Origin of the sequence: Pseudomonas frigoris (genome assembly GCF_047758635.1) — a bacterium.
GTDB classification, from domain to species: Bacteria; Pseudomonadota; Gammaproteobacteria; order Pseudomonadales; family Pseudomonadaceae; genus Aquipseudomonas; species Aquipseudomonas frigoris.
In genome coordinates this window covers 6,758,444-6,779,429 of sequence record NZ_CP180479.1, presented here as the reverse complement: position 1 = coordinate 6,779,429, position 20,986 = coordinate 6,758,444, and the positions used below count along the sequence as shown (strand labels likewise).

20 protein-coding genes and 2 pseudogenes are annotated in these 20,986 nt (G+C 60.2%); 16 read left to right on the top strand and 6 right to left on the bottom strand.

Translation table 11 applies throughout. The annotated features are described in order from the left end of the window. Window positions 1-92 precede the first annotated feature (92 nt). Window positions 93-752, top strand: coding sequence for a glutathione S-transferase family protein (locus tag ACMXYH_RS31330; RefSeq protein WP_415765914.1), 660 nt, complete (start codon window positions 93-95; stop codon window positions 750-752). A gap of 129 nt (window positions 753-881) precedes the next feature. On the opposite strand, the gene argH is transcribed toward ACMXYH_RS31330, so the two are convergent. Continuing rightward, window positions 882-2,276: an argininosuccinate lyase gene (gene argH / locus ACMXYH_RS31325; protein ID WP_134420867.1), complete on the bottom strand. Its 1,395-nt coding sequence runs from the start codon at window positions 2,274-2,276 to the stop codon at window positions 882-884. A gap of 143 nt (window positions 2,277-2,419) precedes the next feature. Between argH and ACMXYH_RS31320 the strand changes: the two are divergent. From ACMXYH_RS31320 to ACMXYH_RS31285, 8 genes and pseudogenes are all read left to right on the top strand, one after another. Further along, window positions 2,420-2,739 (top strand): annotated as a pseudogene (locus tag ACMXYH_RS31320) (sensor histidine kinase); the annotation flags it as partial. After that, window positions 2,736-3,482 carry a LytR/AlgR family response regulator transcription factor gene (locus ACMXYH_RS31315; RefSeq protein WP_129440082.1) on the top strand — a complete coding sequence of 249 codons (747 nt, stop codon included), beginning with the start codon at window positions 2,736-2,738 and terminating at the stop codon, window positions 3,480-3,482. The pseudogene ACMXYH_RS31320 and the gene ACMXYH_RS31315, both read left to right, overlap by 4 nt. A gap of 137 nt (window positions 3,483-3,619) precedes the next feature. Then, the gene (gene hemC, locus ACMXYH_RS31310; RefSeq protein ID WP_129440084.1) at window positions 3,620-4,561 is read left to right on the top strand and encodes a hydroxymethylbilane synthase; all 942 of its coding nucleotides are present in this window, start codon (window positions 3,620-3,622) and stop codon (window positions 4,559-4,561) included. Further along, window positions 4,558-5,325: a uroporphyrinogen-III synthase gene (locus tag ACMXYH_RS31305; RefSeq protein WP_415765913.1), complete on the top strand. Its 768-nt coding sequence runs from the start codon at window positions 4,558-4,560 to the stop codon at window positions 5,323-5,325. The genes hemC and ACMXYH_RS31305 overlap by 4 nt, the downstream gene beginning before the upstream one ends. Before the next feature lie 16 nt (window positions 5,326-5,341). Beyond that, complete coding sequence (locus ACMXYH_RS31300) at window positions 5,342-6,496, top strand: uroporphyrinogen-III C-methyltransferase (protein WP_415765912.1); 1,155 nt, start codon at window positions 5,342-5,344, stop codon at window positions 6,494-6,496. After that, window positions 6,493-7,731: a heme biosynthesis protein HemY gene (locus tag ACMXYH_RS31295; RefSeq protein ID WP_415765911.1), complete on the top strand. Its 1,239-nt coding sequence runs from the start codon at window positions 6,493-6,495 to the stop codon at window positions 7,729-7,731. The genes ACMXYH_RS31300 and ACMXYH_RS31295 overlap by 4 nt, the downstream gene beginning before the upstream one ends. A 229-nt stretch (window positions 7,732-7,960) precedes the next feature. Continuing rightward, the gene (locus tag ACMXYH_RS31290; protein ID WP_129440092.1) at window positions 7,961-8,512 is read left to right on the top strand and encodes a disulfide bond formation protein B; all 552 of its coding nucleotides are present in this window, start codon (window positions 7,961-7,963) and stop codon (window positions 8,510-8,512) included. Between the two features lie 179 nt (window positions 8,513-8,691). Then, on the top strand, window positions 8,692-9,150 hold the full coding sequence (locus tag ACMXYH_RS31285; protein WP_046045098.1) for an Rsd/AlgQ family anti-sigma factor: 459 nt from the start codon (window positions 8,692-8,694) through the stop codon (window positions 9,148-9,150). Between the two features lie 63 nt (window positions 9,151-9,213). Here ACMXYH_RS31285 and ACMXYH_RS31280 read toward each other — a convergent pair whose 3' ends face one another. Then, entirely contained in the window at window positions 9,214-9,879 is a 666-nt protein-coding gene (locus ACMXYH_RS31280) for an FKBP-type peptidyl-prolyl cis-trans isomerase (RefSeq protein ID WP_129440094.1), read from the bottom strand. A 192-nt stretch (window positions 9,880-10,071) separates the two neighbouring features. On the opposite strand from ACMXYH_RS31280, the gene ACMXYH_RS31275 reads away from it, so the two are divergent. Beyond that, window positions 10,072-11,172 (top strand): AlgP family protein, encoded by a 1,101-nt coding sequence (locus tag ACMXYH_RS31275; protein ID WP_415765910.1) that lies wholly within the window; start codon window positions 10,072-10,074, stop codon window positions 11,170-11,172. Here the strand turns inward: ACMXYH_RS31275 and ACMXYH_RS31270 are convergent. Further along, window positions 11,169-11,633 (bottom strand): TIGR02444 family protein, encoded by a 465-nt coding sequence (locus tag ACMXYH_RS31270; RefSeq protein WP_415765909.1) that lies wholly within the window; start codon window positions 11,631-11,633, stop codon window positions 11,169-11,171. The two genes, ACMXYH_RS31275 and ACMXYH_RS31270, sit on opposite strands and share 4 nt — an antisense overlap. A gap of 50 nt (window positions 11,634-11,683) precedes the next feature. Here ACMXYH_RS31270 and ACMXYH_RS31265 point away from each other — a divergent pair, with 50 nt between their 5' ends. From ACMXYH_RS31265 to ACMXYH_RS31255, 3 genes are all read left to right on the top strand, one after another. Further along, window positions 11,684-13,594 (top strand): ATP-binding cassette domain-containing protein, encoded by a 1,911-nt coding sequence (locus ACMXYH_RS31265; protein ID WP_046045102.1) that lies wholly within the window; start codon window positions 11,684-11,686, stop codon window positions 13,592-13,594. Further along, a complete protein-coding gene (locus ACMXYH_RS31260) occupies window positions 13,594-14,175 on the top strand; it encodes a mechanosensitive ion channel domain-containing protein (RefSeq protein ID WP_415765908.1) in 582 nt (193 codons plus the stop codon). The genes ACMXYH_RS31265 and ACMXYH_RS31260 overlap by 1 nt, the downstream gene beginning before the upstream one ends. A gap of 251 nt (window positions 14,176-14,426) precedes the next feature. Next, entirely contained in the window at window positions 14,427-15,059 is a 633-nt protein-coding gene (locus ACMXYH_RS31255; RefSeq protein WP_415765907.1) for a LysE family transporter, read from the top strand. Window positions 15,060-15,353: 294 nt separating this feature from the next. Here the strand turns inward: ACMXYH_RS31255 and ACMXYH_RS31250 are convergent. After that, window positions 15,354-15,563: pseudogene (locus ACMXYH_RS31250) on the bottom strand (penicillin-binding protein activator LpoB); the annotation flags it as partial. Between the two features lie 81 nt (window positions 15,564-15,644). Between ACMXYH_RS31250 and ACMXYH_RS31245 the strand changes: the two are divergent. Together ACMXYH_RS31245 and ACMXYH_RS31240 are read left to right on the top strand one after the other, a co-directional pair. Beyond that, window positions 15,645-17,543, top strand: a complete 1,899-nt coding sequence (locus tag ACMXYH_RS31245) for an FTR1 family protein (protein ID WP_415765906.1) — start codon at window positions 15,645-15,647, stop codon at window positions 17,541-17,543. 120 nt (window positions 17,544-17,663) lie between these two features. Continuing rightward, window positions 17,664-18,119 (top strand): YaiI/YqxD family protein, encoded by a 456-nt coding sequence (locus ACMXYH_RS31240; RefSeq protein WP_033060654.1) that lies wholly within the window; start codon window positions 17,664-17,666, stop codon window positions 18,117-18,119. A 133-nt stretch (window positions 18,120-18,252) separates the two neighbouring features. On the opposite strand, the gene elbB is transcribed toward ACMXYH_RS31240, so the two are convergent. Next, a complete protein-coding gene (gene elbB / locus ACMXYH_RS31235) occupies window positions 18,253-18,921 on the bottom strand; it encodes an isoprenoid biosynthesis glyoxalase ElbB (protein WP_033060653.1) in 669 nt (222 codons plus the stop codon). Window positions 18,922-19,036: 115 nt separating this feature from the next. Between elbB and ACMXYH_RS31230 the strand changes: the two genes are divergently transcribed. After that, window positions 19,037-20,272 (top strand): sterol desaturase family protein, encoded by a 1,236-nt coding sequence (locus ACMXYH_RS31230; protein ID WP_415765905.1) that lies wholly within the window; start codon window positions 19,037-19,039, stop codon window positions 20,270-20,272. Here the strand turns inward: ACMXYH_RS31230 and ACMXYH_RS31225 are convergent. Beyond that, window positions 20,253-20,885: a DedA family protein gene (locus ACMXYH_RS31225; RefSeq protein WP_415765904.1), complete on the bottom strand. Its 633-nt coding sequence runs from the start codon at window positions 20,883-20,885 to the stop codon at window positions 20,253-20,255. The two genes, ACMXYH_RS31230 and ACMXYH_RS31225, sit on opposite strands and share 20 nt — an antisense overlap. Window positions 20,886-20,986 lie beyond the last annotated feature (101 nt).

Below are 20,986 nucleotides of genomic sequence, written 5' to 3'. Positions count from 1 at the left end.
AGCGCTGTGATGCTGCTGGCAAGAAACGTCGCGACGTTCTATAAAAGGCACCTGCCAACCCTGCCAACCCTGCACGGCCTGGAGGCTATGTGATGCTCAAGCTTTATGGATTTTCCGTCAGCAACTACTACAACATGGTCAAGCTGGCGCTGCTGGAGAAGGGACTGCCGTTCGAAGAAGTATTGTTTTACCCGGGGCCGAGCCCCGAGGCATTAGCCATCAGCCCGCGCGGGAAGGTGCCGGTGCTGGGCGTCGAACAGGGTTTCGTCAACGAAACCAGCGTGATTCTCGAATACCTCGAACACAGCCAGAAAGGCACGCCGCTGTTGCCAAGCGATCCCTTTGAGCGTTCGCAGGTCCTGGCACTGGCCAAGGAAATCGAGCTGTACATCGAATTGCCGGGGCGTGCCTGCTACGGCGAAGCATTTTTCGGCATGACTGTGCCGGATGCGATCAAGGACAAGACCAAAGCCGAGTTGCTGCTGGGGTTCGCTTCACTGGGCAGGCACGGCAAGTTCGCCCCTTATGTGGCAGGCGACAGCCTGAGCATTGCGGATTTGTATTTCCTCTACAGCGTGCCGCTGGCCTGTGCGGTGGCGCAGAAGCTGTTTGACCTGGATTTGCTGGCTGAGATGCCGGCGGCCAAGGCGCTGCTGGAGCGTCTGGAACAGAATCCGCATGTGCAGCGGATTGCAAAGGATAAGGAAGCGGCGATGCCAGCGTTTCTGGCGATGGTCGCGTCCAAGAAGTAGGTATTTTTAGCGCCTTCAAGACCGCTTTCGCGAGCAAGCCCGCACACATTGGTTCTATGGTGTTCACAAGGTTTGTGTTCACCACCGATTTAATGTGGGAGCGGGCTTGCTCGCGAAGCTTTTGACGGTTTAGCGGCTGGCGAGCAATGCCTGGCCGCGAGCCACAGCCTTCTTGACCTGTGCCGGCGCAGTCCCGCCGATATGGTCACGGGCATTCACCGAGCCTTCCAGGGTCAGCACGGCGAACACATCCTGATCGATCTGGTCGCTGAACTTGCGCAGCTCTTCAAGGCTCATTTCCGCCAGGTCTTTACCGCTTTCCACGCCGTACTTCACTGCATGGCCAACGATTTCGTGGCAGTCACGGAACGGCAGGCCACGACGTACGAGGTAGTCGGCCAGGTCGGTGGCGGTGGAGAAGCCGCGCAGGGCTGCTTCACGCATCATCGTGTGCTTGGGTTTGATCGCCGGGATCATGTCGGCAAAGGCCCGCAGCGAGTCGCGCAACGTGTCGGCAGCGTCGAACAGTGGCTCTTTATCTTCCTGGTTGTCCTTGTTGTAGGCCAGTGGCTGGCCTTTCATCAGGGTCAGCAGCCCCATCAGCGCGCCGAATACGCGACCGGTCTTGCCACGCACCAGCTCCGGAACGTCCGGGTTTTTCTTTTGCGGCATGATCGAGCTGCCGGTGCAGAAACGGTCCGGCAGATCGATGAACTGGAATTGCGCGCTGGTCCACAGCACCAGCTCTTCGGAGAAGCGCGACAAGTGCATCATCGCGATGCTCGCGGCCGAGCAGAACTCGATGGCGAAGTCACGATCGGACACGTTGTCCAGCGAGTTACCGCCGACGGCGTCGAAGCCCAACAGTTGGGCGGTGAATTCGCGGTCGATCGGGTAGGTGGTACCGGCCAGTGCGGCGCTGCCCAGCGGCATGCGGTTAGTGCGCTTGCGGCAGTCGACCAGACGCTCGTAGTCGCGGCTGAGCATCTCGAACCAGGCCAGCATGTGGTGCCCGAAGGTTACCGGCTGTGCGGTTTGCAGGTGGGTGAAGCCCGGCATGATGCTGCCGGCTTCGCGCTCGGCCTGCTCCAGCAAGCCTTTTTGCAGGCGGGTGATTTCGCTCAGGATCAGGTCGATCTCGTCACGCAGCCACAGGCGGATGTCGGTGGCGACCTGGTCGTTACGGCTGCGGCCGGTGTGCAGCTTTTTACCGGTGACGCCGATGCGGTCGGTCAGACGCGCCTCGATATTCATGTGCACGTCTTCGAGGTCGATGCGCCAGTCGAACTGGCCGGCCTCGATTTCACCCTGGATGGTCTTCAGGCCATCAGTGATGCTGTCGCGCTCGGCATCGGTCAGCACGCCGACCTTGGCCAGCATCGTGGCGTGAGCGATCGAGCCCATGATGTCGTGGCGATACAGGCGCTGGTCGAAAGTGACGGAGGCGGTGAAGCGGGCGACGAAGGCGTCGACGGGTTCACTGAAGCGGCCGCCCCAGGACTGATTGGTCTTGTCAGTGCTCATGAATTCGCTCGTGTCGGCTGAAGAAAGATGGCGTAGAAAGCTGTCGCGGATAATAACAGGGTTGCCAATCCTGTCGCTGACACTGGTCGATACGTTTTTTTCTCATGCTGCGGTCCATACTCGAGTCAGCGCCTTGGGGAATTGCGCAACGATATTTTTCAATTGAGCAATATCGTGCCGGCAACCGTCTACAGTTGGACAATAGGATCAGCGCCGTTCCAGACGCTGCAGCTGACTATAAGAAGAGGGGGTGTTCATATTGTGTATCAACAAACCCTACGGCGATGCCTCGCCAACGCGGGCCTGGGCCGCCAAACGCACGACAGATGAAAATTTAGCCGTCGGTCGGGCGGCACTTTTTGGCCCTCGCGCTAGTCTTAGCGTGGATCGCGGTGACGGACGTCACTTCACCTGTCTACGCTATCCTTGTGCGAGACTCACGCAGGAATCCAGCGCAATATGAATGTCCTGATCGTTGATGACGAACCCCTTGCCCGCGAGCGCCTGAGCCGAATGGTTGGCGAACTCGAGGGATACAGTGTCCTGGAGCCTAGCGCCACGAACGGCGATGAGGCGTTGGCTCTGATCGACAGCCACAAACCCGATATCGTGCTGCTCGATATCGGCATGCCGGGCCTCGATGGCCTGCAAGTGGCTGCACGATTGTGCGAACGCGAAACCCCGCCCGCCGTGGTGTTTTGCACAGGGTCCGATGAATTTGCCGTGGAAGCCTTACAGGCCAGCGCCGTAGGCTATCTGGTGAAACCTGTGCGTACAGAACAATTGCATGAAGCGTTGAAAAAAGCCGAGCGGCCCAATCGCGTCCAGCTCGCGGCCCTGACCCGTCCCGCCGCCGAAAGTGGCAGCGGTCCGCGCAGCCACATCAGCGCCCGTACCCGTAAAGGTATCGAACTGATCCCGTTGGGTCAGGTGGTCTACTTCATTGCGGATCACAAATACGTGACCTTGCGCCACGAAGGCGGCGAAGTGCTGCTGGATGAGCCGCTCAAGGCCCTTGAAGATGAATTTGGCGACCGCTTCGTGCGAATCCACCGCAACGCGCTGGTCGCCCGCGAACGCATCGAACGCCTGCAACGCACGCCTCTGGGGCATTTTCAGCTGTTCCTCAAAGGCTTGAACGGCGATGCCCTGATCGTCAGCCGACGGCATGTGGCCGGCGTGCGCAAGATGATGCAACAGCTTTAATCCGCCATTTACGGGCGGGTTTCATCCCGATTGCTGGATGTCTGAGGCCAGGGAGGCCACGCGGTTTCTGATACAAGTCAAAGTGGATTTGGCTGAGCTGTTATTATCCGCCGTATCTATTCAGTACGGATTGATCCATGTCCTCTCGCGAAATCCGCATCGCCACCCGTAAAAGTGCACTCGCCCTGTGGCAGGCCGAATACGTCAAAGCTCGTCTGGAAGAGGCCCATCCGGGTCTGCTCGTGACGTTGGTGCCCATGGTCAGTCGCGGTGACAAATTGCTCGACTCGCCACTGTCGAAAATCGGCGGCAAGGGCCTGTTCGTCAAAGAACTGGAAACCGCGCTGCTGGAAAACGAAGCCGACATCGCCGTGCACTCGATGAAGGACGTGCCGATGGACTTCCCCGAAGGCCTCGGTCTGTTCTGCATCTGCGAGCGAGAAGACCCGCGTGATGCCTTCGTTTCCAATACCTACGCCAGCCTGGACGAATTGCCGCAAGGCAGCATCGTTGGCACCTCCAGCCTGCGCCGTCAGGCCCAGTTGCTGACCCGTCGTCCGGACCTGGAAATTCGCTTCCTTCGCGGCAACGTCAACACTCGGCTGGCCAAGCTCGATGCCGGCGAATACGACGCCATTATCCTCGCCGCCGCCGGCCTGATTCGTCTCGGCTTTGAAGATCGGATTACCTCGGCCATCAGCGTCGACGACAGTCTGCCGGCCGGTGGCCAAGGCGCGGTGGGTATCGAATGCCGCAGCGTCGACAGCGAAATTCACGCGCTGTTGGCACCGCTGCACCATCAGGACACCGCCACCCGCGTGACCGCCGAACGTGCTCTCAACAAACATTTGAATGGCGGCTGCCAAGTGCCGATCGCCTGCTATGCCGTGCTTGAAGGCGAGCAGATCTGGTTGCGTGGTCTTGTCGGTGATCCGAACGGCGGTCTGCTGCTCAGCGCCGAGGCTCGTGCGCCACGTAGCGAAGCCGAAGCCTTGGGCGTGCAAGTGGCTGAAGACCTGCTGAGTCAAGGCGCCAACGACATCTTGAAAGCAGTTTACGGCGAGGCAGGTCACGAGTGACGGGCTGGCGCCTGCTGCTGACGCGTCCCGCGGATGAGTCGGCGGCGTTGAGCAGTCTTTTGGCCGAAAAGGGGATTTTCAGCAGCAGTTTGCCGCTTTTGGAGATCGAGCCGATTCCTGCCTCTGACACAATGCGCGAGGTGATGCAGGGTCTGGATCGCTATTGCGCGGTGATCGTGGTCAGTAAACCAGCCGCCAGAATTGCTGTGGAACTGCTCGACAGGTATCGGCCGCAACCCCCTCGTTTGAAGTGGTTCAGCGTGGGCGCAGCCACCGCGCAGATCCTCGAGGATCACGGGTTGGACATCAGCTTTCCGGTGGATGGCGATGACAGTGAGGCCTTGCTTGAACTTCCTCAGTTGCGCGAGGCAATCGCGCGGCCCGGTCCACGCGTGCTGATCATGCGCGGGGAGGGCGGGCGCGAGTTGCTGGCTGAGCGTTTGCGCGAGCTTGGTGCTAGTGTCGAGTATCTGGAATTGTACCGCCGCGACCTGCCGCACTACCCGCCGGCGGCGCTGCCTGACCTGATCGAAGCGGAACGCTTGAACGGGCTGGTGGTCAGCAGTGGACAGGGTTTTGAGCACCTGCATCGATTGGCCGGCGATGCCTGGCCGCAATTGGCGCGGTTGCCGTTGTTTGTTCCAAGCCCCAGGGTCGCCGAGCTGGCATGTGCCGCCGGGGCCCAAACAGTTGTGGATTGTCGTGGCGCCAGTGCCGCGGCTTTGCTGGCGGCGTTACGGGAGCATCCCGGACCCGTTTTCTAATGCAAAGGATGGATACGTGAGCGAAACAGCCTTGCCTAAAGATGACGTCCAGCCAGTGCTCGATGCACCGGTTGAAGCACCGGTTGAAGCCGGACCACCTGCCGCAGTGCAGCGCCGAGGCAATGGGCTGGCAATCGTCGCGCTGCTGCTGGGCGCTGCGGGTGTCGCCGTGGGCGGTTGGGGAGTCTGGCAGGTGCGTCACCTGCAAGCCAATACTCAGCAACAGTTGAGTCAGGTCCAGGCATTGAACGATCAGGCACAGGACCTGAAGCTCAATGAACAACGCCTGACTGCTCGCCTGGAACAAATGCCTGCCGCCGCCGAGCTCGACGCGCGCAGTCGTTTGGTCACTCAACTTCAAGGTGATCAGCAACGCTTGAATCAACGTCTGGAAACGGTTCTCGGCGCCAGCCGCAAGGATTGGCGTCTGGCCGAGGCCGAGCACCTGCTGCGTCTGGCCAGCCTGCGTCTTTCCGCGTTGCAGGACATCAGCAGTGCCCAGGCTTTGGTGCAGGGCGCCGATGAAATTCTGCGAGAACAGAACGACCCGGGCTCCTTTGCCGCTCGCGAGCAAGTGGCCAAAACCCTGGTGGCATTGCGTAGCACCCAACAGCCGGATCGCACCGGTCTGTTCCTGCGGCTGGGGGCGCTGCGCGATCAGGTAATCAGCCTCACCGAGCTGGCACCCGAGTACAAGGACCGTGGCGAATCCCTGTTGGGTCTCACCGCCGATGGCGACGGCGCCAGTCGCTGGGCGCAATGGTGGGATCAGGTCTCGCGCTACATCCGCATCGACTTCAACGCCGACAAGAATGTGCGTCCTTTGCTGGCCGGGCAGAGCCTGAGCCAGGTGCGCCTGGCCCTGAGCCTGGCGCTGGAGCAGGCGCAATGGGCCGCGCTCAATGGCCAGGCCACGGTTTATACCCAGGCGCTGGCCGAAGCGCGGGACGTGCTCAAGGGCAACTTCAACCCGGACAACCCTCAGAGCAAAGTGATGCTTGAGCAGGTTGGCGAGTTGAGCAAGCAACCGGTCACCGTCATCACGCCAGACCTGACCGGCACGCTGAGTGCGGTTCAGGGGTATCTGGCGCGGCGTAATGTCAACGCCGAGGACTCGATCAAACCGATGGCCAAACCTGCCGCGGACACCGCTCAGGAGGCGACGCCATGAAACGCCTCTATGTGATCGTGTTCCTGGTGATCGCCGCGGCTGCCGCGCTGGGGCTGGCGATTGCCGAGCATTCCGGTTACGTGCTGATCGCCTACAAAAGCTTTCGTTATGAATCGAGCCTGTGGGCAACCCTGGCGTTGGTCGCCGTGCTCTGGCTGGTGTTCTGGGGCATCAAGGCGTTGATCGAATTGGTGACGACCTCCAGTGGCGTGGTCAATCCCTGGTCGCGGCGCAATCGCAGTCGCCGTGTGCAGGTGGCAATTGAACACGGTCAGCTGGATCTGGCCGAAGGTCGCTGGGCCAGTGCGCAGCGCCATCTGCATCGGGCTGCGGAAGCCGAGCGCCAGCCTTTGCTTTACTACCTCGGCGCTGCCCGGGCCGCGAACGAACAAGGTCATTACGAAGAAAGCGACAACCTGCTGGAGCGCGCTCTTGAACGACAGCCCCAGGCGGAGCTGGCGATTGCCCTCAGCCACGCCCAATTACAGACCGACCGTGGCGATACCGAAGGCGCCCTGGTGACCCTGCAAGCCATGCACGAGCGTCATCCTCATAACGTCCAGACCTTGCGCCAGTTGCAGCGCTTGCACCAACAGCGGGGCGACTGGTCGGCGGTGATCCGTCTGCTGCCGGAGCTGCGCAAGGACAAGGTCCTGCCACCGGCCGAGCTGGCCGAACTGGAACGCCGGGCCTGGGGTGAGAACCTGTCCCTGGCGGCGCATCAGGAAGAAGACGGGACGGTCGGCTTGCAAGCGCTCAATCGCGCCTGGCAGCAGTTGACCTCAGCTCAGCGTCAGGAGCCGCAACTGGTGCTCGCTTATGCCGAGCAACTACGGCAACTGGGTGCTCAGGTCGAAGCCGAAGAAATCCTGCGAACGGCGCTCAAGCGCAACTACGACAGTCATCTGGCGCGCCTCTACGGACTCGTTCGCGGCAGTGATCCGGCACGTCAACTGCACACCGCCGAAGGCTGGCTCAAGGAACATCCGGCCGACCCAAGCCTGTTGCTGACCCTGGGGCGCTTGTGTCTGCAAAGCAGCCTTTGGGGCAAGGCCCGGGACTATCTGGAAAGCAGCCTGCGAGTGCAGCGCAACCCGGAAGCCTGCGCGGAACTGGCGCGGCTGCTGGCGCAGCTGGGTGACACAGAACGCAGCAATCAGTTGTTCCAGGAGGGGTTGGGCTTGTTGGACGAGCGCTTGCTGGCGGCACCGTTGCCGGTTCCTGTACACGCTTGAAGAGTGGAAGACGGGTCGCTCGAAGGAGCGATCCAGTCGCCTGCAAACTGTCGGGATTTTACCTTTGTAGTCCATCATCGGCAAAGTCCTACAGAGGACTACACCTAATCCTCTCGTTCCTGTCGGGATTTCCCTACACTTCTGTTGAAGTGTCCCCGCTGGCCTGCCTTGAAAGGCTGCAGCGCTTTCCTCTACCGTAACCGTCTGTCTCTACTGTTACGGAAATGCCATGTCTTTGGCCTGCTCACGCTCCTTGTTTTTCATGGCTTTCATTGCCGGTGCCCTGGCCCTGGGCGTGTCCTATTACCTGGAATATGCGGTCGGCCTCAAGCCTTGCGGGTTGTGCCTGTTGCAGCGCTTTTGCCTCGCGTTGCTCACGGGTATCTGCCTGGTGGCTTCGGTGCATGGGCCGGGCCGCTTCGGGTCTTTCCTGTATTGGATGCTCGGGCTGTTTTGCAGTCTGGCGGGTACGGTCACGGCGTGGCGACAGGTGTTGCTGCAGAGCGATCCAATGCATCAGCTGTTGACGTGCTCGCCCAATCTGGCAGTTCAGTACGAGGACATGCCTTGGTTGTGTCAGGCCACGCAGATGTTTAAAGGGGAGGCGGAGTGCGCGGAGATTTCCTGGACACTGTTCGACCTGAGCATTCCTGAATGGAGTCTGCTGTTCTTCATGGCGATGACAATTCTGGGAATTTATCAGCTGCTGCGCGTTGTCTGGAAAGCCTGTCTGCGACCGCTCAGCGGCGGTTCGTCGCACCGGGCGCTGGCGGGTGATTAAACACTTGTATGAACTTTATCTCCTGCGTACCTTGAAGCCATTGTCGCGCGGGCATAATCTGGCCCGCACGTGTCATTGGAATTATGTTGCTCGAATGACGCTCTGCCTGGCCGATACTTGACCTTCAAGTGTGGCGACGGGTGTAGGGCAGCATGACCCACAAGGGAAGAGAGATCACCATGCTCGAAAGTTGTCAGAATGCTCAGGAACGTTGGGGTGGAGTGCATCTGCTGATCGATCGCTGGTTGCAGGAGCGTCACGAACTGGTTCGGGCCTATGATGCTCTCGGCGCCAAGCCTGAGGCACTGGGTGAGAACCGTAAGCCGTTGCAGGAATTCTGCGGCGTGCTGGTCGATTACGTGTCTGCCGGGCACTTCGAGATCTACGAACAGCTGACCGGCGAAGCCAAAGCGTTTGGTGATACTCGCGGGCTCGAGCTGGCCGAGACCATCTACCCTCGCATCGACGTCATCACCGAGAAGCTGCTCGCGTTCAACGACCTGTGTGATGCAGGTCAGTGCGTGGCGGAGAAATTCAAAGAGCTGGGCGGCCTGTTGCACGAGCGCTTCGAACTGGAAGACTGCTTGATCGAAGTGCTGCACACCGCTCACAAGGAAGAGGACTCGGTTCAGGCCTGAACCCCCTTCCTGCAAGACCTCCAAAAACGGTGCGCTATGCGCGCCGTTTTTCGTTTCCGGTATTCAGCTTGTAGCACCGCGCAATTCGACTTCGAATACCAGCGGTGTGAACGGTGCAATCAGGTCGCCGGCACCCTCGGCGCCATAGGCTTCGGCCGATGGAATCACCAGACGCCATTTTGCCCCGACCGGCATTTGCTGCAGCGCACTGCGCCATCCGCTGATCACACTGTCGAGACTGAACCACTGCGGCTGACTGTTCTGATCGAACACTGTGCCGTCGGGAAGGCGACCGATATACAGCACCTGGACTTTGCCGTTGGGGCCTGCTTTGACGCCAGTGCCTGGCACCAACTCCGTTAGCAATATTCCATCTGCCAGTTCACGAACGCCCGGTCTGGCTTTTTCCTCGGCGAGAAAGGCCCGCTCTTTTTCGAGGGCGATTTCACTTTGCGGCGTGCTCGGTTGCAAGGCGGCCTGGGCTTCGTGCTCGGCAAGTATCTGTTCGATCTGCTCATCTTTCAGCGCCAGGGGTTTGCCTTGATAGGCTTGTTGCAAACCTTCGATCAGCGCCTGAAGTTGCAGATCGGGAACCTCCTGGCGCAGGCGTTCGCCGAGACTTGCGCCCAGGCTGTAAGAGAGATCATGAGTGTCATTTTCTTTGGTTTTTTCGGCGGCCTGGGCCACGGAAAAAAACACGCACAGTGATAAAAAAAGGTAGCGCGACATGGGCACTCTCCGACCTGAGATGCGGGGGATTATGCCAGTGTGAATGTGCTCTACGGTGAACTGGTTTTGCGCAAGCGCAGAAGAATTTCAATCCGTTGCAACGCAGCGCTTTGGATACTGTCAACATGCCCTAGCGGCGGTAGCAGCAGAGGTCTAGTATGAGCCGCACCCACGTCAGCCAGGAGGTAAACCATGTCGGCCACCAAGAAGCCTGTAAATACTCCGTTGCACTTACTCCAACAACTCTCGGGCAGCTTGCTCGAGCACCTGGAAAACGCTTGTTCCCAAGCCTTGGCTGATGCTGAAAAACTGCTCGCCAAACTGGAAAAGCAACGCGGAAAAGCGCAAGAAAAACTGCACAAATCCCGTACCAAATTGCAGGACGCTGCGGCGGCCGGCAAGGCCAAGGCACAAGCCAAAGCCAAGGGCGCGGTGAAGGAGCTTGAGGACTTGCTCGATGCCCTCAAGGATCGTCAATCCGAAACTCGCAGCTACATTCTGCAACTCAAGCGCGATGCTCAAGAAAGCCTGAAACTGGCCCAGGGCATCGGTCGTGTACAAGAGGCTGTCGGCAAGGCGTTGTCCCTGCGTTCGGCCAAGCCTGCTGCGGCTCCTGCCAAGAAAGCCGCTGCCAAACCGACTGCTGCAAAAGCACCCGTCAAGCCTGCCACCAAACCGGCCGCCAAAGCACCGGTGAAAGCCGCAGCAAAACCTGCCGCTAAACCTGCGGCAAAAAAACCAGTCGCTGCCAGCGCTGCAAAACCGGCTGCTAAAACAGCCACTGCCAAACCTGCCGCCAAGCCAGCCGCTGCCAAAACAGCTGCCGCTAAACCGGCTGCAAGAACCGCTGCTGCTAAACCGGCAGTGGCGAAAACTGCAGCGGCTAAACCAGCTGCCAAACCGGCTGCAAAAACTGCCGCTGCGAAACCTGCTGCCAAGCCTGCCGCGAAATCAATCGCGACTAAAACTGCTGCCAAGCCAGCTGCAAAACCAGCTGCAAAAGCTGCAGCCAAACCGGCTGCCAAAACTGCTGCTGCAAAACCTGCCGAAGCGAAACCAGCAGCCAAACCTGCCGCTGCCAAACCGGCTGCAAAACCAGCCGCCAAGCCAGCTGCAAAACCAGCAGTGAAAAAACCGGTTGCCGCCAAGCCGGCCGCCGCGCCAGTTGCCAAGCCAGCCAACCCGGCTCCGGTAGCAACGTCTGCTTTAGCAGCAGCCACCTCGACAGCCACGCCAGCGCCAACGCCGGCCGCCGCATCGATCGCAGCAACCACCCCAACCAGCGCTTCCTAAGTGCTGCTTACCGCGACGCGCAGCTGATGCAGCGCGTCGCGGTCCAGGTGGGCGGCGCCTGCCGTTACACCTTCCAGCCAGGCCGATAGATCGGTCGCCTCACCTTGCGGCCAACTCTGCGCCGATCGTTCCAGTCGCAACAACAGATGTCGCTCGGCTTCCAGTTCGAGTGCCTTCACTTGCTCGCGCAAAGCATTCAGTTCGCCATCGTCGGCGGCGACGACTTTCCAATTCACCCGCAAGGCTCGCAGCGGACGCACCACGTCTGCGTCCCACGGCTCGGCCACGCTACGCAGTTGGTGCAATCGGTGTTCGTTACAGGCGACGCCACGTTCTCCCAGCCACAGCCCGCAGAGCAGCAAGCACACATTGATGCCCGCCGACTGCAATTGCAGGCATGCGGGTTCAACGCCGGGACGGGCGTAAGTACTAAGGGAAAAGCTCCACAGGTCAGAGGACATAGTGCTACTCGCGCCAGTTGCGAGCGAAGCTGGTAGACTCCGCCGCCATTATGATTCGACTTCAGAACCTGACTTTACAGCGTGGCCCTCAACGTCTGCTAGAAGACGCCGAGCTGACCCTGCACGCCGGCCACAAAGCCGGCCTCATCGGTGCCAACGGCGCCGGCAAATCGAGCCTGTTCGCCTTGCTTCTGGGTGACCTGCACCCGGACTCGGGTGATTGCTTCCTGCCGGCGGACTGGCGCATCGCCCACATGCGCCAGGAGATCGACACCCTCGATCGCGTGGCGGTCGACTATGTGCTTGATGGCGACCTGCGCCTGCGCGAGGTGCAACGCGACCTCGCGGCAGCCGAAGCGGCCCATGACGGTACCGCTCAGGCCCGCCTGCACTCGGAACTCGACAGCGCCGACGGTTACACCGCCGATGCCCGGGCCCGAAAGCTGCTGGCCGGCCTTGGGTTTACCAATGAACAGATGGATCGACAGGTAGGAGATTTCTCTGGTGGTTGGCGGATGCGTCTGAACCTGGCGCAGGCTTTGATGTGTCCCTCGGACTTGTTGTTGCTCGACGAACCGACCAACCACTTGGACCTCGACGCCATCATCTGGCTCGAAGAATGGCTGAAAAGCTATCCCGGCACCTTGATGCTGATTTCCCACGACCGGGACTTCCTCGATGCCGTGGTCGATCACGTGGCCCACGTCGATCAGCGCAAGATCACCCTGTATCGCGGTGGTTATAGCGCCTTCGAACGCGCTCGCGCCGAACGTCTGGCCCAGCAACAGCAGGCCTACGAGAAGCAACAGGCGCAACGTGCTCACATGGAAAGCTACATCGCCCGTTTCAAGGCCCAGGCCACCAAGGCCCGTCAGGCCCAGAGCCGGATCAAGGCGCTGGAGCGGATGGAAGAGCTGTCCGCCGCCCACGTCGATTCGCCATTCGATTTCGTTTTCCGCGAATCAGTGAAAATCTCCAGCCCGTTAATCGACCTCTCCGATGCCCGACTGGGTTACGGCGAGCGAGCCGTGCTGGAGAAGGTCAAGCTGCAACTGACCCCCGGTGCGCGGATCGGTTTGCTTGGCCCGAACGGTGCCGGTAAATCGACCCTGATCAAAAACCTTGCCGGTGAACTCGAGCCGTTGTCTGGCCGACTGACCCGCGGCGAGAACACCGTCGTCGGCTACTTCGCCCAGCATCAGCTGGACTCACTCGACTCCAAGGCCAGCCCGTTGCTGCACATGCAGCGCCTGGCGCCGACCGAGCGCGAGCAGACGCTGCGCGACTTCCTCGGTGGTTTCGACTTCCGCGGCGCGCGGATCGATGAGCCGGTGCTGAACTTCTCCGGTGGCGAAAAGGCGCGCCTGGCGCTGGCGCTGATCGCTTGGGGCCGGCCGAACCTGCTGTTGCTCGACGAACCGACCAACCACCTGGACCTGGAAATGCGCCTGGCGTTGACCATGGCCCTACAGGAATTCAGTGGCGCGGTACTGGTGGTCTCCCACGATCGCCATTTGCTCAAAAGCACCACCGACAATTTCTATCTGGTGGCGGACGGCAAGGTCGAGGAGTTCGACGGCGACCTGGAAGACTACACCCGTTGGCTGGTGGACTACCGCCAGCGCAACGCCCCGGTCAGCAATACGCCGGTCAATCCGGACAAGACCGACAAGAAGGCCCAGCGTCAGGCCGCCGCTGCGTTGCGTCAGCAACTGGCGCCGCACAAGCGCGAGGCTGACAAGCTCGAAGCCGAGCTGGGCAAGCTGCACGAGAAACTGGCGAAGATCGATACCAGCCTCGGCGACAGCGACATTTACGAGCCGGCGCGCAAGAACGACTTGCGTGATCTGCTGGCCGAACAGGCCAAGCTGAAGGTCCGTGAAGCGGAGCTGGAAGAAGCCTGGATGGAAGCGCTGGAACTGCTCGAAAGCATGCAGGCGGAGCTGGAGGCGCTGTCCTGATGGAAGCCTTCAAGCTGCCATTGCCTGCTGTGTGGATCGAGCCGATCTGGCTCTTCGTGCAGATCCTGCTGATTCTGTTGGCGGGATATGTTACCCAGCGTTGCGTCGCCAAGTGCCTGACTCGCCTGGGTGAGCGTTATCCGTTGCCGCCGCAATTGCTGATGCCGCTGCGCGGTGGCCTGCGCTGGCTTATCATGGGCAGCGCGCTGATTTTCGTGCTGGAACGCCTCGGGGTGTCGGCGACGGTGCTCTGGACCGCGTTGTCCGGGTTTGTCGCGGTAGCGGCAGTGGCGTTCTTCGCCATGTGGAGCGTGCTCTCCAATCTGCTTTGCGCAATCCTGATCTTCACCGTCGGCCCGTTTCGCCTTGGCGACGTGGTCGAGTTGGTGGACACCACCGACAAGCCTGGCGTCAAAGGCCGGGTCGTTGCGATCAATCTGCTCTACACCACGCTGATCGAAGCCGAAGAACTCGGCACCGGCAGCGCCATGGTCCAAGTGCCCAACAGCCTGTTCTTCCAGCGCTCGGTTCGACGCTGGCGCGGCAGCGATGTATTCCCTTCCAACGGTTTTGAAAAGTAAGACTTCTGTTGCCTGACAGACCGCTATCGCGAGCAAGCTCGCTCCCACACTGGATCTTCAGTGGACACAATATTTGTGAACAACACTGATCCACTGTGGGAGCGGCGGTGCGACGATTCGACTTGCTCGCGAAGGGGCCTTAATGCTGTAAACGCTGATCGGCCGACGCCCTGTCCCGCAAAAATCGGTAGTCATCGGCCCAAAGCCGCATTAGCTTAGACGTCTGTCACGAGTCTGAGTCGAGGTGTGCGATGGTGCTTCAAACATGGCTGGCGTTTTTTGCCGCCTGCTGGGTGATCAGTCTGTCTCCCGGTGCCGGCGCCATTGCGTCGATGTCCAGTGGTCTGCGATACGGTTTCTGGCGCGGTTATTGGAACGCCCTGGGCCTGCAACTGGGTCTGGCGTTACAGATTGCAATTGTCGCCGCCGGCGTCGGTGCAATCCTCGCGGCGTCGGCCACCGCTTTCTACGCGATCAAATGGTTTGGCGTGGCCTATCTGGTTTACCTGGCGGTCAAGCAATGGCGCGCGCTGCCCAATGACATGAGCGACGACGCGGCCGTCCGGCAAATCGGCAAGCCGCTGGCGCTGGTGTTCCGGGGTTTCCTGGTGAACGTCAGCAACCCCAAGGCGTTGGTGTTCATGCTCGCGGTGTTGCCGCAATTCATTGATCCGCATGCACCGCTGGTGGCGCAGTACCTGATCCTCGGTGTGACCATGATCTGCGTCGATCTGATCGTCATGGCTGGTTACACCGGACTTGCATCGAAGGTGTTGCGGATGTTGCGCACGCCCAAGCAGCAAAAACGTATGAACCGCACCTTTGCCGGGCTGTTCATTGGTGCGGCGGCGTTCATGGCGACCCTTCGCAAAGCGGTGGTGTAAAACCGGCAGGCACAAAAAAGGCGACCCTTGGGGTTAATGCCGATCAGTTAAGCCAAAACGCGATCCGTAGCAGCTGGCGAAGCCCGCGTTCGGCTGCGAAGCAGTCGTGAAATCAGACGATGCGGTGTTTCAGGAAGACCGCAAACTCAGGTTTTACGACTGCTGCGCAGCCGAACGCGGGCTTCGCCAGCTGCTACGGATTGTGTCGTTCCTTAACTGACCGGCATTAACCCTTGGGGTCGCCTTTTTAGTTTCAGGGTTCAGCAAGACACGGATGTCCCGATGGTTCATTAGCTTGGTGTCCTGACCTTCGTCCATCCACTCGGCCAGATCAACGTCAATCAATTGCGGGCTGAATTTGTAGAAGACGTCCTTGTAGTCGCTGCTGCGCTTGACGATCGAGCTGATCGAACCTTCGATACGGTATTTGGCGGCGATCATGTTGCCAGTCTTGGCCATCGTGTTCTTCTTGATGTTGGCCTCCTGCCAATTCCTCAAAACAAGAGGAACCGCACAACAAAGCTTGAGTGAAAGTCATTGGAAGTGAACAATGTGTTACTTCGTATTTCCAATTGAGATTCATTCATGACTGCCCCGTCCCGTTTCCTGGCCTGGCTGGTATTGCCGCTGTTTGCCCTGTGCAGTTTCAACCTGCTGGCCGACACCGTGGAAGGCGCGCCGCAAGCGCTGCATTTGCTCGATTACATCGGCGCGGATTACCCGGAAACGGTGCAAGCGGGCAAGGTCATTAATGAGTCCGAGTACCAAGAGCAGTTGGCATCCATCAAGGCGCTGCAAGGCTTGATCGCCGCGATGCCGGCCAAACCGGAAAAAGCCGGGCTGGAGCAGGGCGTCAGCACGGTGCGCAACGCGATCACTGCGCGTCAGGACGGCGCGGATGTCGGCCGTCAGGCACGGCAACTCGGCGCCAAGTTGGCCGTGACCTATGAAGTCAGCCAGGCACCGATCATTACGCCGGATCCGACCCGTGGTGCGCCGCTGTACGCTCAGCATTGTTCGGTTTGCCACGGCGAAGCGGGTGCCGGGGATGGTCCGGCGGGTGTCGGTCTGACGCCGCCGCCGTCCAATCTGCGTGATGCGGCGCGGCTGGATCACCTGAGCCTCTACGCGATCTACAGCACCTTGGGCCTCGGCGTCGAAGGCACCGACATGCCAGCCTTCGCCGATCAGCTGGACGATCGTCAGCGTTGGGACCTGGCGACCTACATCGCCAGCTTCAGCGCCGATCCGGCTGCTGCAAAATCCGAAAAGACCTACAACATCGCCGACCTGGCCCGTCAGACTCCCGCAGAAGTGCAGGTTGCCGAGGGGCCGCAAGCTGCGGCGACCTTCCGTGAGCAGCGGGCGCAACCGCCGCAGGTCAAGCGTGGCCCGGCGCAGTTGCTCGACTACACCGCCGCAACGCTGGACAAGAGCATCGCTGCTTATCGTACGGGTGATCACGATCAGGCCTATGACCTGTCGGTGGCGGCTTATCTGGAAGGTTTCGAACTGGTCGAAAGTTCTCTGGATAATGTCGATGCCAACGTGCGCAAAGACACTGAAAAATCGCTGATGGCTTACCGTCAGTCGTTGCAGGACGGTTTGCCGGTGGCTCAGGTCCAGCAGCGTCTGGACGCTGCCAAGGCCAAGTTGAAGACGTCTGCCGGCCTGCTGGGCAGCGATGGCTTGAGCTGGTCTTTGAGCTACATCTCCGGTTTGTTGATTCTGTTGCGTGAAGGTCTGGAAGCGATTCTGGTGCTGGCGGCAGTTCTCGCGTTCCTGCGAAACACCGGCCAGCAATCGGCGGTACGCAGCGTCAACGTCGGCTGGGGTCTGGCGCTGCTGGCCGGTCTCGGGACTTGGGCGTTGGCGGCGTATGTGATCGATGTCAGCGGCTCGCAACGCGAATTGCTGGAAGGTGCGACGGCGTTGTTTGCCAGCGTCATGGTGCTTTGGCTCGGCGTGTGGATGCATGACCGTCGTCACGCGGCGGCCTGGCAGGATTACATCAAGAGCAGCCTGGTGGGTGGCGGTGGGCGTTTCGGGTTTGCGACGTTGGCGTTCTTCTCGGTGTATCGCGAGCTGTTTGAAGTGATTTTGTTCTACGAGACCTTGTGGCTGCAGGCAGGTCCAGCGGGCCATAACGCGGTACTGGCAGGTGGTGCGACGGCGTTGGTGTTGCTGGTCGGTCTGGCTTGGGTGATTCTGCGTGGCTCGGCGAAGCTGCCGCTGTCGCTGTTTTTCAGTATCAACGCCGGCCTGCTGTGTGCGTTGTCGGTGGTGTTTGCCGGGCATGGCGTGAAGGCGTTGCAGGAAGCCGGGATTTTCGGCACCCGGCCTGTGCCGTTCTTTGACTTCGACTGGCTGGGGATCCACGCTGATGCGTATTCGCTGAGTGCGCAGGCGGTGGCGATCATGGCGATCATCGTTCTATATAGCCGCAGCCGGATGGCTGAGAAGCGGCGGGTGCCGGCTTCTTAAGCAGCATTCGCTTCGCTCACAATCGCGAGCAAGCTCGCTCCCACAGGATTGCGTACAACTTGTGGGAGCGAGCTTGCTCCGGGCGGCGATCCGACGATTTTTTTGGAAGAGGACAACAAAATGCGTGTGTGGATCGATGCCGACGCCTGCCCGCGGGCGGCCAAGGATCTGGTGGTGAAGTTCGCCCTCAAGCGCCAGTTCGAAGTGGTGTTGGTGGCCGGACAGCCGCAGATCAAGCCGGGCTTGGCCCTTGTGAAGCTGATCGTGGTGCCGAGTGGTCCGGATGCCGCCGACGACTATCTGGTGGAATACGCGGTCCCCGGCGAATTGGTGATCTGCAGCGATGTGCCGCTGGCCGACCGTCTGGTGAAAAAGGGCGTTGCGGCGCTGGATCCACGGGGCAAAGAGTTCGATGCGCAGAACATGGGCGATCGATTGGCGGTGCGTAACCTGTTCACCGATTTGCGTGAACAGGGGCAGATGAGCGGCGGGCCGGCGCCGTTTGGTGAGCGTGAGAAGCAGGCGTTTGCCAATGCGCTGGACCGGATCCTCACGCGACTTTCCCGAAAAGCCTGAGCCTTGCCCAGTTCAATGTGGGAGCGGCGGTGCGACGATTCGACTTGCTCGCGAATGGCGGTGTGTCATTCAGCATTGATGTCGACTGATACACCGCATTCGCGAGCAAGCCCGCTCCCACACAGGGACAGTGTCAGGCGTCGTTTTCGTGGGTCAGTTCGAGTACCCGGTCGACCAGTTTGTTGATGCCCGAAGCCGCTTCACTGATGCTCTGCGCCAGCATGTACGCCGGGGTGCTGACCAGTTTGCGTGCTTTGTCTTCAACGATGTCAGTTACCGCGCAGTCTGCGTGTGTAGCGCCCATCTTGTTCATGGCGGCAGCAGTATCGGCGTCGTTGCCGATGGTGCAGGTCACGCCCGGTCCATAGATCTTCGCCGCGAGCGCCGGTGAGATGCAGATCAGCCCGACCGGTTTGCCGGCCTCGGCAAAGGCTTCAGCCAGCGCCAGGACTTCCGGTTGCACGGTGCAGCCGGCGCCTTCGACGGCGAAGTTCGACAGGTTCTTGGCCGCCCCGAAACCACCGGGCACGATCAACGCGTCGAAGTCTTCCACGTCCGCTTCGCGGATATCCTTGATGTTGCCTCGGGCGATCCGCGCCGATTCCACCAGTACGTTGCGCGACTCGGGCATTTCTTCGCCGGTCAGATGGTTGATCACGTGTAACTGCGCGATGTTTGGTGCGAAACACTGCACCTGAGCCCCCCGCTGGTCCAGGCGCAGCAGGGTGATCACGCTTTCGTGGATCTCGGCGCCGTCGTACACGCCACAGCCGGATAGGATCACTGCAATTTTTTTGCTCATGGGCTTTTCTCCAGATTCATGGCGTTAAATGTCCACTAATTTGTCACTCGTTGCCATAGGGTTAATTCGCGGCTACACCTAGGATCTGTCCTCAAGATTCCGATCAGGGCGCGTCATGGACTTCATTCTGTATGCGGTGCCGTTTTTCTTTGTGCTGATTGCCGTCGAACTGCTGGCCGACCGTTGGCGTGGAGTGAGCAATTATCGTGTGGCTGACGCGATCAACAGCATGAGCACCGGCGTGCTGTCGACCACCACCGGCCTGTTGACTAAAGGCGTCGGTCTGGTGACGTATGCATTTGCCCTCAAGCACCTGGCGCTGTTCGAACTCTCGGCCGACAGCGTTTGGGTCTGGGTATTCGCCTTTGTCCTCTACGACTTCTGCTACTACTGGCTGCATCGCATGGGTCACGAACGCAACATCCTCTGGGCGGCGCATTCGGTGCACCACCAGAGCGAGGATTACAACCTGTCCACGGCGCTGCGTCAGACCAGTACCGGCTTCCTGCTGAGCTGGATCTTCTACCTGCCGACGGCCGTGCTCGGCGTGCCGCTGCTGGTGTTCATCAGCGTCGCCTCGCTGAACTTGCTGTACCAATTCTGGGTGCATACCAAACACATTCCCAAGCTCGGCTGGTTCGAGTGGTTCTTCGTCACGCCGTCCAATCATCGGGCTCACCATGCACAGAACGCTCTCTACATGGATCGCAACTACGGCGGGGTGTTCATTATTTGGGACCGTCTATTCGGCTCGTTCCAGGAAGAAGACGACAACGAGCCGGTGATTTTCGGCGTGACCACGCCGCTGGCGAGCTGGAATCCGGTGTGGGCGAACGTGCAGTTCTACGCGCAGCTGTGGGATGACGCGCGGCGTGCGCAAAGCAAATGGGACAAGCTGCGGATCTGGTTCATGCGCACCGGTTGGCGGCCGGCGGATGTGGCGGCCAGGTACCCGATGAACAAGCCAGACCTGAGTCAGTTCCGTAAATTCGAGGTGCCGCTGGACGGGCGTCAGCAGTTGTATGTCGTGTTGCAGTTCTGCGTCTACATCGCGCTGGGTAGCTATTTGATGAACCTGGAGCACAGTTTGCCAACCGCCGCGCTGGTGCTCGGCTGGAGTGCCGTGGCGCTGGGTTTGTTTACGTTGGGCGTGGCCCTGGAGAATCGCCCGTGGGCGCTGAAGCTGGAGCTGCTGCGCCTGGCGTCGAATGTGCCGCTGGTGTGGCTGGCGCCGGTCGTTGGGCTGTGGCCGGCCAGCGCGGCAGGTTGGGTCGGCCTGCTGAGTTACAGCCTGCTCAGCGGAATCGGTCTCTACTGTTGCAGAAACCGTTTCACTCGCCTGGCGTCGTAGGTTCGTTGGTTTTGGCTTGTTCAGATTTCAAGGCCTGCTCGTCGGCGTAGATCTTCTTCGCCAGACGGGCGTTCTTGAAGCGTCGGCGCAACCACAGGCAAAAACCCAGTATCAGCAGGGCGCCGAGCACCCACAGCTCGTACTTCTTGACGCTGCCAAGCAGGCCTTCGAGCACCGCGCCGAAGTGATAGGCGGCGGCAGCCAGCGCGGCGGCCCAGATCGCGGCACCAATCCCGTTGAGCAGCAGATAACGTCCCGGCGGATAGCCCGACAGGCCGATCGCCACCGGCATCACCGTGCGCAGGCCATAGACAAATCGGAAGCTCAGCACCCAGATGTCCGGGTGCTTGCGGATATGTTCCAGCGCCCGATCACCCATCATTTGCCAGCGCGGTTTGCGTGCCAGCAACTTGCGGCCGTGCTTGCGCCCCAGGAAATACCAGAGCTGATCACCGGCATAACTGCCGAGGAACGCCACGATCATGACCACTTTGAGGTCCATGTATCCGCGGAACGCGAGGAAGCCTGCGAGCACCAGAATGGTTTCGCCTTCGAAAAACGTGCCGAGAAAGAGGGCGAAGTAGCCGAATTCCTGAAGAAATTGTTGGAGCATTGTCTGGATGCTGGCGAAATGAACGCGCAGCCTAACCCTTCGGGAACATTCATGAAAGTGTCCAAATGTGTCTCGACGTGAACATTTCCTACAAGGACAAT

What these genes read in the sequence shown, in the direction of transcription:
- ACMXYH_RS31330 (WP_415765914.1), top strand. Translation starts at nt 93, where the DNA reads ATGCTCAAGCTTTATGGATTTTCCGTCAGCAACTACTACAACATGGTC.
- argH (WP_134420867.1), bottom strand. Translation starts at nt 2,276, where the DNA reads ATGAGCACTGACAAGACCAATCAGTCCTGGGGCGGCCGCTTCAGTGAA.
- ACMXYH_RS31315 (WP_129440082.1), top strand. Translation starts at nt 2,736, where the DNA reads ATGAATGTCCTGATCGTTGATGACGAACCCCTTGCCCGCGAGCGCCTG.
- hemC (WP_129440084.1), top strand. Translation starts at nt 3,620, where the DNA reads ATGTCCTCTCGCGAAATCCGCATCGCCACCCGTAAAAGTGCACTCGCC.
- ACMXYH_RS31295 (WP_415765911.1), top strand. Translation starts at nt 6,493, where the DNA reads ATGAAACGCCTCTATGTGATCGTGTTCCTGGTGATCGCCGCGGCTGCC.
- ACMXYH_RS31290 (WP_129440092.1), top strand. Translation starts at nt 7,961, where the DNA reads ATGTCTTTGGCCTGCTCACGCTCCTTGTTTTTCATGGCTTTCATTGCC.
- ACMXYH_RS31285 (WP_046045098.1), top strand. Translation starts at nt 8,692, where the DNA reads ATGCTCGAAAGTTGTCAGAATGCTCAGGAACGTTGGGGTGGAGTGCAT.
- ACMXYH_RS31280 (WP_129440094.1), bottom strand. Translation starts at nt 9,879, where the DNA reads ATGTCGCGCTACCTTTTTTTATCACTGTGCGTGTTTTTTTCCGTGGCC.
- ACMXYH_RS31275 (WP_415765910.1), top strand. Translation starts at nt 10,072, where the DNA reads ATGTCGGCCACCAAGAAGCCTGTAAATACTCCGTTGCACTTACTCCAA.
- ACMXYH_RS31270 (WP_415765909.1), bottom strand. Translation starts at nt 11,633, where the DNA reads ATGTCCTCTGACCTGTGGAGCTTTTCCCTTAGTACTTACGCCCGTCCC.
- ACMXYH_RS31265 (WP_046045102.1), top strand. Translation starts at nt 11,684, where the DNA reads ATGATTCGACTTCAGAACCTGACTTTACAGCGTGGCCCTCAACGTCTG.
- ACMXYH_RS31260 (WP_415765908.1), top strand. Translation starts at nt 13,594, where the DNA reads ATGGAAGCCTTCAAGCTGCCATTGCCTGCTGTGTGGATCGAGCCGATC.
- ACMXYH_RS31255 (WP_415765907.1), top strand. Translation starts at nt 14,427, where the DNA reads ATGGTGCTTCAAACATGGCTGGCGTTTTTTGCCGCCTGCTGGGTGATC.
- ACMXYH_RS31245 (WP_415765906.1), top strand. Translation starts at nt 15,645, where the DNA reads ATGACTGCCCCGTCCCGTTTCCTGGCCTGGCTGGTATTGCCGCTGTTT.
- ACMXYH_RS31240 (WP_033060654.1), top strand. Translation starts at nt 17,664, where the DNA reads ATGCGTGTGTGGATCGATGCCGACGCCTGCCCGCGGGCGGCCAAGGAT.
- elbB (WP_033060653.1), bottom strand. Translation starts at nt 18,921, where the DNA reads ATGAGCAAAAAAATTGCAGTGATCCTATCCGGCTGTGGCGTGTACGAC.
- ACMXYH_RS31230 (WP_415765905.1), top strand. Translation starts at nt 19,037, where the DNA reads ATGGACTTCATTCTGTATGCGGTGCCGTTTTTCTTTGTGCTGATTGCC.
- ACMXYH_RS31225 (WP_415765904.1), bottom strand. Translation starts at nt 20,885, where the DNA reads ATGCTCCAACAATTTCTTCAGGAATTCGGCTACTTCGCCCTCTTTCTC.